The 12,938-nt window shown below is 44.9% G+C and carries 13 protein-coding genes; 11 read left to right on the forward strand and 2 right to left on the reverse strand.

The genetic code is table 11. The annotated features are described in order from the left end of the window. Together BLV54_RS12935 and BLV54_RS12940 are read right to left on the reverse strand one after the other, a co-directional pair. Positions 1 to 251: IS630 transposase-related protein (locus tag BLV54_RS12935; protein ID WP_090569664.1), on the reverse strand; the 251-nt coding region annotated here is incomplete at its 3' end. A 32-nt stretch (positions 252 to 283) separates the two neighbouring features. Beyond that, positions 284 to 565, reverse strand: coding sequence for a hypothetical protein (locus tag BLV54_RS12940; RefSeq protein WP_090572060.1), 282 nt, complete (start codon positions 563 to 565; stop codon positions 284 to 286). A gap of 560 nt (positions 566 to 1,125) precedes the next feature. On the opposite strand from BLV54_RS12940, the gene BLV54_RS12945 reads away from it, so the two are divergent. The 11 genes from BLV54_RS12945 to BLV54_RS12995 all read left to right on the forward strand — a co-directional run bounded on the left by BLV54_RS12945 (position 1,126) and on the right by BLV54_RS12995 (position 12,848). Further along, the gene (locus tag BLV54_RS12945; protein ID WP_176969773.1) at positions 1,126 to 3,567 is read left to right on the forward strand and encodes a sensor histidine kinase; all 2,442 of its coding nucleotides are present in this window, start codon (positions 1,126 to 1,128) and stop codon (positions 3,565 to 3,567) included. Continuing rightward, positions 3,564 to 4,013, forward strand: a complete 450-nt coding sequence (locus BLV54_RS12950; RefSeq protein WP_339389410.1) for a response regulator — start codon at positions 3,564 to 3,566, stop codon at positions 4,011 to 4,013. The genes BLV54_RS12945 and BLV54_RS12950 overlap by 4 nt, the downstream gene beginning before the upstream one ends. 21 nt (positions 4,014 to 4,034) lie before the next feature. Beyond that, positions 4,035 to 6,500: an EAL domain-containing protein gene (locus BLV54_RS12955; protein WP_090572062.1), complete on the forward strand. Its 2,466-nt coding sequence runs from the start codon at positions 4,035 to 4,037 to the stop codon at positions 6,498 to 6,500. 251 nt (positions 6,501 to 6,751) lie between these two features. Then, positions 6,752 to 8,122, forward strand: a complete 1,371-nt coding sequence (atpD, locus tag BLV54_RS12960; RefSeq protein ID WP_090572071.1) for a F0F1 ATP synthase subunit beta — start codon at positions 6,752 to 6,754, stop codon at positions 8,120 to 8,122. 15 nt (positions 8,123 to 8,137) lie between these two features. Next, the gene (locus tag BLV54_RS12965) at positions 8,138 to 8,548 is read left to right on the forward strand and encodes a F0F1 ATP synthase subunit delta/epsilon (RefSeq protein ID WP_090572063.1); all 411 of its coding nucleotides are present in this window, start codon (positions 8,138 to 8,140) and stop codon (positions 8,546 to 8,548) included. Between the two features lie 9 nt (positions 8,549 to 8,557). Continuing rightward, complete coding sequence (locus BLV54_RS12970; RefSeq protein ID WP_090572064.1) at positions 8,558 to 8,830, forward strand: AtpZ/AtpI family protein; 273 nt, start codon at positions 8,558 to 8,560, stop codon at positions 8,828 to 8,830. Further along, complete coding sequence (locus tag BLV54_RS12975) at positions 8,830 to 9,501, forward strand: F0F1 ATP synthase subunit A (RefSeq protein WP_090572065.1); 672 nt, start codon at positions 8,830 to 8,832, stop codon at positions 9,499 to 9,501. The genes BLV54_RS12970 and BLV54_RS12975 overlap by 1 nt, the downstream gene beginning before the upstream one ends. Continuing rightward, positions 9,498 to 9,767 carry an ATP synthase F0 subunit C gene (gene atpE / locus BLV54_RS12980; RefSeq protein ID WP_090572066.1) on the forward strand — a complete coding sequence of 90 codons (270 nt, stop codon included), beginning with the start codon at positions 9,498 to 9,500 and terminating at the stop codon, positions 9,765 to 9,767. The genes BLV54_RS12975 and atpE overlap by 4 nt, the downstream gene beginning before the upstream one ends. A gap of 15 nt (positions 9,768 to 9,782) precedes the next feature. Then, the gene (locus tag BLV54_RS12985) at positions 9,783 to 10,544 is read left to right on the forward strand and encodes a F0F1 ATP synthase subunit delta (RefSeq protein WP_090572067.1); all 762 of its coding nucleotides are present in this window, start codon (positions 9,783 to 9,785) and stop codon (positions 10,542 to 10,544) included. Then, the gene (locus BLV54_RS12990; RefSeq protein WP_090572068.1) at positions 10,522 to 12,024 is read left to right on the forward strand and encodes a F0F1 ATP synthase subunit alpha; all 1,503 of its coding nucleotides are present in this window, start codon (positions 10,522 to 10,524) and stop codon (positions 12,022 to 12,024) included. Before BLV54_RS12985 ends, BLV54_RS12990 begins: the two co-directional genes overlap by 23 nt. Beyond that, positions 12,021 to 12,848: a F0F1 ATP synthase subunit gamma gene (locus BLV54_RS12995; protein ID WP_090572069.1), complete on the forward strand. Its 828-nt coding sequence runs from the start codon at positions 12,021 to 12,023 to the stop codon at positions 12,846 to 12,848. The genes BLV54_RS12990 and BLV54_RS12995 overlap by 4 nt, the downstream gene beginning before the upstream one ends. Positions 12,849 to 12,938: the final 90 nt, after the last annotated feature.

Here is a 12,938-nt window from a genome sequence, read left to right on the forward strand (position 1 = left end):
TTCTGCGCCACGCCCAAACGTTTTGCTCGCTCGTACTGATAGGCATCGGGATAATCGAGAATATCCTGCCGCAATACATCAAGATCAATCTTGCGTTTGCGAAACCCTTGAGGTTTGCGATCAACATGCTTGATCCAGCGAACAACGCTTGCTATACCCACATCAAACCGCGCTGCCACCTCGGCTATCGTAAGTCCTTCTTTCTCTCGAACAGATAACACTTTACGGCGAAAATCCAATGAATATGCCATCCTTGCATTATAATCAAAATTATCTGGTTATGCTATATCAGGCTGCCAGGCAGTAACTCAACAAAGCGATTGTAGCTCACTAACCCTGGAAAATAAGGTCGCTGATACCTCAACACCTGATCCAGATAATAGGCTTTAAACGTTCGGTAACCGGACAGATGAAATCCCACCATGATTGTCATGACTTCACTTAGGCATAACTTCCCTCGCCGACGACGCCATTTCAGCGATAATTCCAACAAGCGCTGTTCCCACCGCGGCTCAAACCCTTTACAAAAATCGTCAATTGCACAAAAAATCGCTATAGTATCCATCGGAATCTGACTCCTCTAATGATGAAACTCTTTTCCAAATTCGCTTCATCATAAGGAATTCAGATTCCTTTTGCTTCTTTTCTTATGTCGAACTCACGTTAAGTATGCAAAAAATATTGCAAAAAAAGATGATTGACATTGAAATTCTTCTGTATATAGTGAAATAATAATTATGATTTGTTCCATTAGTGTTAGAGTTGGTTTTTTGCTCATCTGGAGCATTGCACAATGGTCTGTTAATCTCGTGTTTAGGTCACTAAACTCGCAACTTCCATTCATATTAAAGAAGTATTGATGTGTATCAACAAGCACATCTGGTACTAGTCAGTACGATACTACCCGGACGATTGAATTGTTGCGGATGGATATACTTTTTTTTCGATAGCTAATGGGTTGCTTCTCTGAATGTTGGACTGATAAAAGGGATGTTTATGAGATCAGATAGAGGGCGCTATAGGTTTATAAAGTATCTCCTGATAATAAGCATACCCCTTCTTCTATTGCTTTTAGTGGTACTATGGCTTCTTCTCCGTGCCCACGAAGATGCAAACACAGCGATCATGGAGTCAAACGAACGACTGTCAGTGCAGCTGGGTGAGAAAACCATCGATTATGTATTCGCTACAATACGAGGTGATGCCCTTTATCTTGCAGAACTTTCGTCGCTGCAGCAATGGCTTGATACGGGTGACCCTGCAGTATTTTCACGTCTTACTGAAGATTTGCTGGCTTTTACGCAATTTCGCCAACTCTATGACAAGGCTCGTTTCATGGATGAGCACGGTCAGGAAGTGGTGCGCATCAACTATAATGAAGGTAAACCAATAATAGCACCGCAGGAGAAACTACAAAACCAATTTGAACTGGACTTTGTGCAGAAAACGCTTGCCCTGGGTGAAAAGACTGTTTACGTATCGCCGTTTGAGCCCACTATCGAGCATGGGGTTATTGTGCATCCCATCAAACCAACGATACGGTTCAGTGTACCGGTATTTGACAGTAAGAACCAGCTACGCGGCCTCATAGTTCTTAACTATAAGGGAGACAGATTAATGAGGCACCTGCAAGCCATTTCTGATCTTAGCCTGGGCAACCTAGGGTTGGTTAACGACAAGGGCAACTGGTTGCTGGAACCACATCCGGCAGGGCAAGGTGGCTTTATGTTCCGAAGTCAGGGAACAGAATCCTTTAGTGATAAATTTGGTGAAGAGATATGGTCGTTTATTTCGCGTGAATCTCCCATAGGTCAATGGATGCATGAAAAGGGATTGTTTACTTACTCTAGGGTTAATCCGTCAAAAGTACAAAATCCGATGGGAGGTTTAAATATCAAAGGTAGCGAAGAATGGATTTTGGTTTCTTATATCCCCTCACAAATCATCGCTGCGAGCACAGCCGAATATAGTGGCAATCTGGACTTGGCATTCATTGTGCTCACTATATTACTTTTGGTGTTAAGCGGGGTGTTTGCTCATTATGTGGTGCAGCGTGAAAAAGCGGAGATCAAGGTGCGAGCCAGCGAAGCACAGTTTCGTGAATTACTCGAATCAGCACCAGAAGCTATTATGCTTGTGGATCAGACTGGCTGTATAGCCTTGATTAATTCGCAGACCGAGAAGTGGTTTGGTTATAGCCGTAATGAATTAGTGGGCCAGTCAGCGGAACAACTTATACCAGAACGATATCGTAAAGAACATCCAATTACCTTGCAGCTTAGTGCTACAACAGTAGCCCATCCGAGTAGTTCCGGATCGGAACTACATGGCAGACGTAAGGATGGGAGTGAATTTCCAATTGAAATTAGCTTAAGTCCGCTTGAGACAGAGCAAGGAATACTCATTACCAGCATCATTCGTGACATTTCCGCACGCAAACAGGCAGAAGAAGCTCGGCAACGAGTGCAGGCACGTTATCGCGATCTAGTCAATAATTTGCCCATGGGGGTTTTTCGCAGCATCCCCGATGCTAAAGGAAGCTTTCTTGAAATAAACCCAGCCATGGTTAATATCTTCGAAGCAGAATCTGCCGAGCAGCTTTCCGCGCATTCTTTTAGCGAATTTTATTGTGATCCTGCTGAACGTAAGATACTGATGGGTAAAGTTTTACTCCAGGGTCATGTTCATGGTGAAGAAGTGCGGTTAAGAACTTTAAAAGGCCGGGAATTTTATGCCGCATTGACGGCAGTAATGAAAAAAGATGAGACTGTTGGAATTTATTTCGATGGCATTGTCGAAGATATTAGCGTGCGCAAAGAGAATGAACGCCGCATTAACAGGTTGAATAAACGTCTTGAAGTTCGCTCCAAGGAATTGGAAGCGATCAACCGCGAACTAGAGGCATTCAGTTATTCTGTTTCCCATGATTTACGTACGCCATTGCGGGCCATGGATGGTTTTAGTCGCACATTGCTCGATGAGTATGCCGATCAGCTGGATAACAGGGGACGCGATCGACTTCAGCGGATACGGGTGGCTGCTCAGCGTATGGCCGAGCTCATTGATGGTCTGCTCAAATTGTCACGGGTCACTCGTGCAGAGCTTAAGTGGGAAGTTGTTGATCTTACGCTGCTTGCAAATGAAATTTTAAGCACACTGGAGCAGATGGAACCTGAACGTAGTGTGCAGTACTCAGTCCAACCTAGTTTGATTGCTCGTGGCGATAAGCAATTACTGCGCATCATGCTGGATAATCTGCTGAGTAATGCCTGGAAGTTTACCGCTCAAAGCCAAAAAGCTTTCATTGAGGTAGGATGCAACGTAGATGAAGAAAGAATTATTTATTTTGTCCGAGATAATGGTGCTGGTTTCGATATGGCTTATGCTGATAAATTGTTTGGTGTTTTCCAACGGTTGCATGATACGCACGAATTTCCAGGTACCGGTATCGGACTTGCAACTGTGCAGCGTGTGATTCATAAGCATGGTGGGCAAATTTGGGCGGAAAGTGCTATTGATCAAGGAGCGACATTTTATTTCACGCTAGATGAGAAGGAGATAGTATGAATAATATGAGCAACAGAGTAATTATGCTGGTTGAGGATAATCCTGATGATGCAACACTAACGATGGATGCGCTGGAAGCTAACCAGATCACTAACGAGGTGGTTGTGGCGAATAATGGTGCTGAAGCGCTTGATTACCTGTTTGGGCAGGGGAGATATGAAGGACGGAAAATAGCCGAACTGCCGATACTTATGCTACTCGATCTTAAAATGCCGAAGATAGATGGATTAGAAGTATTACGTCGCGTACGTGCTGACGAGCGGGCACGTCTGATACCGACTGTGATTCTGACCTCATCCAATGAAGATGAAGATCGACTTAAAGCTTATTCCTTGGGAACCAATAGTTATGTACGTAAACCAGTAGATTACGATGATTTTCTCAAGATGGCCGAGCAGCTTGGTCTTTACTGGCTGACAGTGAATGAACCACCCTATGGACGCTAGCTGTATGCAGAGGAATTATTTATGTCAAATACACAAAAACAACATCTGCCGTTATTGCACTTCTTGTTCATAGAGGATGCAACAGACGATGCTCTGTTGCTAGTTGATTATTTTCAGTCACATGGGTTCAGGTTTAATTGGCAGCGGGTAGACACTGAAAAAGGTGTGATCGCGAAATTACAAGAACAGTGGGATATCATCTTTTCAGATTATTCCATGCCTGGGTTTAGTGGTATGCGGGCATTGGAAATCGTTCGTCAGCATGATCCTGATATTCCCTTTATTTTTATTTCGGGTGCTATTGGCGAAGATATGGCGGTAGAAGCCATGAAACTTGGTGCTCAGGATTATGTCATGAAGGGAAATCTTAACCGTTTATTTCCCGCTGTAAATCGCGAGCTCCAAGAAACTCAGAAGCGCCGAGAGCTTCGTCAGTTCGATCAATTACTGCGTAAACTGTCGCTAGCAGTTAATCAAACAACTGACAGTATTTTTATCACGGACCCCGAAGGGCGCATCGAATATGTTAATCCAGCCTTTGAGAAGCTAACAGGATATAGTGCAGGGGAAGTTACAGGTAAGACACCTGCTTTTCTTCATTCTGACCCCCGGGACAGCAATTATTGGCAACTATGGCACTCCGTTGCGAATGGTAATGTTTATCAAGGGACCTTTGTTAACCGGCGCAAAAATGGAGAGTTTTTTTACGAAGAACGGGTCATTACCCCTTTGAAAGATGGGAAAGGAAATATCACACATTTTGTTTCTACCGGTAGAGATATCACTGCTCGCATACAAGCTGAAGAAGAGCGGGCGCAGTTAACAGCAATATTGGATGTCACACCTGATCTGGTCGCTATTTTTGAGCCGGAAGGTCATTTACGCTATTTAAATGAATCGGGGCGTCGATTGCTTGAGCTGAGCAGGGATGAAGATATTAGTCAGTATTGCATGGGGGATCTATTTTTTAATGGCGGTACTCAGCAGTCAGTTTCGGAGATTCTTGCTGCAGTTAAGCAGCATGGTATCTGGAGTGGAGAAACCTATTTACATACTCCCAGAACTAAAGAGCTACCGGTTTCTCAGGTAGTGCTTGCTCATAAGGAGAGTGGAAATTCTTCTATTAAATATTTATCAACGATTGCACGAGATATCTCGGAACGGAAGCGTTTCGAGGCCGAGCTGCAACATCAAGCTACTCACGATCGTCTGACAAATTTACCAAACCGCTCTTTATTGGCTGACTGCTTTGCATCAGCATTAAAATATGCTCAGCGACACAACAGTAATGTCGGGGTGCTATTTATAGATCTTAATAATTTCAAACGGATCAATGATAACCTCGGTCATGCAGCGGGGGATATGTTGCTTGAACAGATCGCCCTGCGCTTGAAAAGCTGCATGCGGGCAAATGATACGGTCGCTCGTCATGGGGGTGATGAATTTACTATTGTGATCAGCGAATTGCATGATCCAGAAAATGTCCTGGATGTACTCAATAAGATATACAGCGCTTTCGAACATCCAGTGATTATCCATAACCATGAAGTCTATGTCACTTTTAGTATTGGTATTGCCATTTATCCGCATGATGGTGATCGAATAGAAGATTTGTTACAGCATGCTGACATTGCCATGTATCGGGCAAAGTCAATGGGGCCCAATCAATACTGCTTTTATGCGTCCGATATGAATACTCGTGGTCATGAGCTGCTTGCTTTGGAAGCAGATCTACGTCGTGCCTTGGAACAAGAGGAGTTTGTGTTGCATTATCAGCCACAGATAGATCTTCGAAATAATCGAGTTATCGGGACTGAAGGACTGATTCGCTGGCAACACTCAGTGCGTGGGCTAGTACCTCCTGGTGATTTTATCTCTCTTCTGGAAAGATCAGGTATGATCATTCCAGTTGGTGAATGGGTATTGCGCGAGGCTTGCAAAGCGCATCGTAGCTGGCGAGCATTGGGATTCAATGACATACGTATTTCTGTCAATGTTTCTGCTACCCAATTTAATGATATAGATTTGCTCGATAAGATACGGCGTGCATTGCGGGAGGAGCATATGCCTAAGCATGCACTTGAACTAGAGATTACTGAAAATATCCTGATGCATGATCCAGTTGGCGCAACTGAAGTACTGGAGGCAATTAATGCTCTGGGTGTACGGATCGCTGTGGATGATTTTGGAACGGGTTACTCTTCACTGGCTTATTTGAAGCGTTTTCCACTTGACACACTGAAGATTGATCAGACATTTATGAGTGACTTAGCTAATGATTCTGGTGATGCTGCTATCGTGGAGACAAGTATCTCTCTTGCGCATAAGCTTGATATGGAAGTAACAGCGGAAGGTGTAGAAACCGATGGGCAACTTGAGTTCCTGCGTACACACGATTGCGATTTGGTGCAAGGGTATTATTTTTACCGACCTTTGCCCATGCCTGAACTTACCAATTTATTACATGGAAGGCATGGAAAGTGCTAACAAATAGATTGAGTATGTGATCTTGCCTTGAGGTGAAATGAGCATTTATTTGTATCTTTGAAAGTTTAACAGTCTTAACAATCTAAGCCTGCGATTTTACCGGGGATAGTTTAACTTCTTTAAAACTAGACGATTAGTACTTACAGATCTAATCTAAAAATAGATAGTCTTCAATTCAGCAGTATAAAAAGCAGTCATTGAGTAAAACTGTAACTGAGGAGTTTTTTCCGATGGAACAGATAATCCCATCAATGCATCCCGCAGGAGAGCCACTTGGGGTAATCGAGGAAATTCATGGACCTGTGGTTGACGTATTTTGTAAACGTTTACCTCCGCTGCATCAGGCTCTATTTAGCACAGCCGATCATGAATTTTACCCTTTTGAGGTTTATCGCCATCTGGATGAGCAACGCGTGCGTGCAATTGCTTTGCACCCTACCAGTGGTCTTAAGCGTGGTTTATCTGTTTTCGATAGTGGTGGCCCTTTACGCGTTCCAGTAACACCGGATTGCCTGAATCGGGTACTGAATATGTTTGGTATGCCGCTTGATGGTGAGCCACCGCTCGAGGCAAAAGATATGCGGAGCATTATTGTTCCTCCCGCATTATTATCTGAAACAGTGCCAGTTGGAGGAATTCTCGAGTCAGGTATCAAAGTCATTGACTTACTTTGTCCATTTATTAAAGGTGGAAAAACTGGCTTATTTGGGGGTGCGGGCGTGGGAAAGACAGTCCTGATTATGGAGTTTATGCACGCCATTGTCAGTCTCCATCAGGGTGTGTCGGTATTTGCGGGCGTGGGTGAGCGTATCCGTGAAGGTCATGAATTATGGTACCAGATGCAGGAATCCGGGGTAATGCCGCGCGCACTGATGATATTTGGTCAGATGGATGAATCACCCGGTGTGCGTTTCCGCGTGGGTTTATCTGCTTTAACCTATGCAGAGTATCTGCGGGATACCTTAGGCAAAGAAGTTTTATTGATGATAGATAATGTCTTTCGATTTGTGCAGGCTGGGAGTGAAATTTCTGGATTACTGGGTCGAATGCCTGCTACGGTTGGTTATCAACCTACCTTAATGAGTGAAGTCGCAGAATTACAGGAGCGGATCATCTCAACGCGTAGTGGAAATATTACAGCAGTGGAAGCAGTGTATGTGCCTGCAGATGATATGACTGATCCTGCTGTCAGTACCATTCTAACGCATCTGGATACTATCGTGATTCTGTCTCGTAGCCAGGCAGCCAAGGGAATTTACCCGACAGTCGATCCTTTGCAGTCATCGAGCAAAATGATGAATCGCGCATTTCTGGGTGATCGGCACTATAGTATTGCCGAAGGTGTCCGTGAACATCTTGCGCGCTATCAGGAACTGGAAGATATTATTGCCATGCTGGGTCTGGAGGCGCTCTCCCAGAAAGATCAACGTATTGTAATGCGTGCTCGTAAACTGCAACGATATTTAACGCAGCCATTCCATGTAATGGCTTCGCACACTGGTGTACCCGGCGTATCAGTGGGACTGGATGTAACACTGACCGACTGTGAGGCTTTTCTGCGAGGAGATTACGATGCTGTGCCGGAAGAACGATGCTATATGCGAGGTTCAATGCAGGGATAAATTCGGATATTGAATATGAAGACTTTTAATTTGCATGTACAGAGTGCGACGCAATATGTATACGCTGACGATGTGATCAGTTTTGTAGGAGAGGACAGTGCTGGCAGTTTCGGCATTCTGGCCAATCATGAACGCATGATGACTGCAATGGACTACGGTCTGGCGCGCTATCAGCTACAGGATGGTGGCTGGATTTATCTTGCGCTTCCTGGTGGCATACTTTATTTTACGAACAATAATCTCTATCTGAGCACGCGCCACTTCCTGCAAGATAAGGATTATCAGCGCATCAGTAAAGGCTTGCTGGAGCAGCTGCTCAAGGAAGAAGAAGCATTACGAGCGCTAAAAGAAAGCCTCGCTCACCTGGAACAGGAGATGTTCCGGCGTTTATGGCAAATTGGACACTTTGGCAGCCAGATGATCTGAAGACAAATCATGAACGAGGAAGAGCTACGCAAATCAGTAGAACGCCAGGTGAAGCGGATGCAACGCGCCCAACGGGAACGTCCTACCCTGCTTGCTCAATCCATATTTTTGGGAACACTTTCCTTGTTGTTCATACTGCCAATCATCATTGGGGCCTATCTTGGTAGCTGGCTGGATGAGAAAGCACAAGGATATTCTGTTCATTGGACCATAGGACTCATTATCGTGGGCATTATCGTGGGTATGGTTAATGTTTATTTGTATATGCGGAAGCACGACTGATGGAAGAAGCCGTTGTCGTATTTTATGCTGGACCCTTTGCAATCACCTCAATCGTGATCACTACCTGGGGCATCATGTTATTTCTGGGTGTATTTTGCTGGCTTGCCACACGACAATTATCGCTTGATCCTGGGCCCGTACAGACCATGCTGGAGGGGATTATTTTGTTAATTGAGGAAAGCATCGAAGCGGTATCGCCGGGTTATGCGCAGCAAATGATGCCGTTTATCGGAACTTTATGGATTTATATTGTCATTGCCAACCTGGTCGGCATTGTTCCGGAACTCCATTCTCCGACTGGCAATTTGTCCGTAACCGCAGGTCTAGCGATACTGGTTTTCTTGTCGGTTCATTGGTTTGGGATACGCAATGAGGGAGTGCGTTATTTAAAACACTATCTCAGCCCTTCTCCAATCTTGTTACCATTTCACTTGATTAGTGAGGTCACACGCACAATTGCTTTAGCAGTACGTTTATTTGGCAACATTATGAGCCTGGAACTGGTGGCATTGCTAGTTTTGTTCGTAGCTGGCTTACTGGTGCCGGTGCCCGTGTTAATGTTGCATATCGTCGAGGCATTGGTTCAGGCATATATTTTTGGTATGTTAGCCCTGATTTATGTTGCCGGCGCCATGCAATCTCAACAAAATGAAAAAGGAGCTAGCTTGTGAATGATTTGTCCTGGTTTACGATACTTTCTACTGTCAGCGCAGTATTAGGTGTCGCTATTGGCATGATGGGCCCAGCGATGGCGATGGGGCGGGCAATCAGCCAGGCGATAGATTCACTTGCTCGTCAACCGGAAGCAGAAAAATCTATTATGCGCACTTTATTTATAGGCCTGGCGATGATTGAGTCACTTGCTATTTATGTGCTGGTAATTGTGCTCATCATTCTGTTTCGTAACCCACTGCTGGAACATCTGATTAACCGATAAGTATCAGGTGAATTCGTGAATTTTGACTGGGCAACCTTCATCCTTGAAATCATCAACTTTCTGGTACTTATCTGGATCTTAAAGCATTTTTTGTATCAACCTATACTGGATATTATTGCCAGACGTCGCGCCGGTATCGAAAAGACTCTGGCTGATGCGCACCAAACCAAAGCTGAGGCAGATAAGCTTAAGCAGCAGCATGAAAAATTTCTGGCTGAATGGGAAAAGGAAAAAGAAGATGCCCAGGTACGCCTGATGGCTGAGCTGGCGGCAATGCGTGAAAATAAACTGGCTGAATTGAATGCCAAAATCAATGAAGAGGCAGAACGGCGCAAGGTGCTGGATGAGCGCGCCAAACGTGAATTTGAGCGCAGAATGGAAGAGCAAGGAATTGCCCAAGGTATCGCATTTACTACTAAATTATTCTCCCGCCTTGCCTCACCTCAATTGGAAGCAGGTCTTTATGCATTGCTACTAGAAGATTTACACGGTCTGAGCAAAGAAAATAAACGCGTCATTACAGAAGCCACAGCAGTACCAGAGTTGCAGATAAAAGTTCAAAGTGCATTTCCACTGGATGAAAATAAACAAAATGAACTAACGCATCATTTATCAGATGTCGCTGGCAGAATGCTGCCAATCGAATTTCAGGTAAATCCTGATCTGATCGCAGGATTTCAGATAGTGATAGGATCGTGGATCCTGCATGCTAATTTACGTGACGAATTAAAATTTTTTAGTGGATCTTTGCAGCATGCTACAGCGGGAAGCCAGTAGTGCCAATTCTTCGAGTAATTCTCTTGCTGACAGCCAGACCGACTGGTTAGCACGCTACCAATATGGTCTCCGTTTGTCAGAGCAAGGCAATGTGGTATCTGTCGGTGATGGCATTGCCTGGATTAGTGGATTGCCTTCTGCGCGTATGGAGGATGTGGTCTATCTGGAAGATGGCAGCAGTGCCTTAGTGTTTCATCTTGCCCGTGATCGGGTGGGTGCTATCCTCCTGCGACAGACCAGCCAATTGACAGCGGGTGCCTCTGTTTTTCTGACAGGAAAACGTTTGACTATTGGGGTGAGTCGTGCCCTGCTTGGTCGAGTGATCGATCCGTTGGGTGTTCCGCTTGATGATGCCGGTCCGATTCAATTCGATACCTATCGTTTGCTGGATGTGCGCTCCCCCCCAATTATTGCACGTGATTTTGTGTCGCAACCGCTGTATACCGGCAACAAAATTATCGATACCATGATTCCGATTGGTAAAGGGCAGCGACAATTGATCATCGGGGATAATGGCACCGGTAAAAGTTCGCTCGCCATTGATACGGTTATTAATCAGCGTAACAAGAATGTTTATTGTGTTTATGTTTTAATCGGTCAGAAACGTTCCACCGTTGTGAATACAATCGAGATTCTGCGGCGCAATCAAGCATTGAGTAATACTGCCTTGGTAGTTGCAGAAGCAACTGCCATGCCTGGCTTAAAATATCTGGCACCTTTTGCAGGTTGTGCTGTGGCTGAGGCCTGGATGGCAGAAGGTTATGATACGCTCGTGGTTTATGATGACCTAAGCACGCATGCAAGGAGTTATCGCGAACTTTCTTTGCTGCTGCGCAGACCACCCGGCCGTGAAGCTTATCCGGGTGATATTTTCTTTTTACATTCTCGCCTGCTGGAGCGTTCTACCCGTTTGTCGGCCAAACAGGGAGGTGGCAGTATGACCGCATTGCCGATTATAGAGACAGAACAGGGTGAAATCGCCTCATATATTCCCACCAATCTGATTTCCATTACGGATGGACAGATTTATCTTGATCAACAGTTATTTGTGCGTGGTTTCCTGCCGGCAATTGATGTAACACGCTCGGTGTCGCGTATTGGGGGAAATGCGCAGCATCCCAACATTAAAAAGGAAGCCGGGCGAATGAAGCTGGATTATTTGCAGTTTCTTGAACTCGAAGTATTCACTCGCTTTGGCTCACGACTCGAACCTTCCATGGAGGCACGTATACGACGTGGTCAAATATTACGAGAGATACTCAAGCAAGAGCCGCTTACTCCGTTAACCATTGAATTCCAGATGGCCTGGCTTGTTGCCTATAACGAAGGGATGTTTGATCACCTTGAGCTGGATCAGGTAAAACCGCACCTGCAATTTCTGCAAGAGCAAATAGCACGTACCAGGTTGAGTATTGAGGAAGGTCACGATCAGTGGAAAATCCTGATTCATACCTGGCTGAATGAAATGGGTATGGAATGAGTAAGCGACGTGAGGTAAAAGAGCGGCTGGCGACGCTGGACGAGATCTGCGGCATCATGAAAACGATGAAAAACCTTGCTCTACTTGAAATCCGCAAACTGGAAATGTTTCTCGATACGCAGCGCCGTGTTACCACTAGCATTGAAATGACGGCACAGGATTTCCTGTATTTTTACCCCCAGATCCAGGCCTATTCAGATAGTCAGCAACTATTGATTATTATTGGTTCAGAGCGGGGTTTTTGCGGTGATTATAATGATTCGTTAGTTGCGTTCCTAAACAGCCAGGAACTGCAAAGAGAAACTTTGCTGATAGCCGTTGGACGCAAGCTTGAAAGCAAATTATTTGAGAACCTTCGTATTGCCGCTTTTATTGAAAGCCATAGCGTGGCAGAAGAGGTACCGATTACGTTGCTGCGATTGATTGATGTGCTGAACAGATTGCAGCAGGCTGCGTCAGCAAAAATAGGACGGATCAGCGTACTTTACTATGACGATGAAAGTGAGAGAATCAGGCTGCGCCAATTATTACCCCTGTCATTACCTGAAACAAAATTGACTTATTCTCATCCCCCTCTGTTGAATCTGGAGCCGACACAATTTCTGACTAAACTGACTGATCAGTATCTTTATGTGCTGTTACATGAAGTGTTTTATTCATCGTTCATGAGGGAAAATCGTAAGCGACTGACTCATATGGATAGCGCTATCCAACATCTGGAGAAGGATACTGCAAAATTGCGGATGAGGGCTAACAGATTGCGTCAGGAGGAGATTATCAATGAGATCGAAATTATTATGCTCAGCACAGAGGTATTATCCTAAATTCCTCTTTTAACTCGAGCCAGGAGCCAAGTGAAGGGATGGTGAATCGGGAACTGGAGGATTTTCTGGTCTGGCAGCGAAGATTTTGTT

It is taken from the genome of Nitrosomonas sp. Nm33 (genome assembly GCF_900107265.1).
GTDB lineage: Bacteria > Pseudomonadota > Gammaproteobacteria > Burkholderiales > Nitrosomonadaceae > Nitrosomonas.

Coding starts and splice junctions, on each gene's coding strand:
- atpD (WP_090572071.1), top strand. CDS start 6,752: ATGCATCCCGCAGGAGAGCCACTTGGGGTAATCGAGGAAATTCATGGA.
- BLV54_RS12965 (WP_090572063.1), top strand. CDS start 8,138: ATGAAGACTTTTAATTTGCATGTACAGAGTGCGACGCAATATGTATAC.
- BLV54_RS12950 (WP_339389410.1), top strand. CDS start 3,564: ATGAATAATATGAGCAACAGAGTAATTATGCTGGTTGAGGATAATCCT.
- BLV54_RS12940 (WP_090572060.1), bottom strand. CDS start 565: ATGGATACTATAGCGATTTTTTGTGCAATTGACGATTTTTGTAAAGGG.
- BLV54_RS12990 (WP_090572068.1), top strand. CDS start 10,522: ATGCTACAGCGGGAAGCCAGTAGTGCCAATTCTTCGAGTAATTCTCTT.
- BLV54_RS12970 (WP_090572064.1), top strand. CDS start 8,558: ATGAACGAGGAAGAGCTACGCAAATCAGTAGAACGCCAGGTGAAGCGG.
- BLV54_RS12945 (WP_176969773.1), top strand. CDS start 1,126: ATGGAGTCAAACGAACGACTGTCAGTGCAGCTGGGTGAGAAAACCATC.
- BLV54_RS12995 (WP_090572069.1), top strand. CDS start 12,021: ATGAGTAAGCGACGTGAGGTAAAAGAGCGGCTGGCGACGCTGGACGAG.
- BLV54_RS12955 (WP_090572062.1), top strand. CDS start 4,035: ATGTCAAATACACAAAAACAACATCTGCCGTTATTGCACTTCTTGTTC.
- BLV54_RS12975 (WP_090572065.1), top strand. CDS start 8,830: ATGGAAGAAGCCGTTGTCGTATTTTATGCTGGACCCTTTGCAATCACC.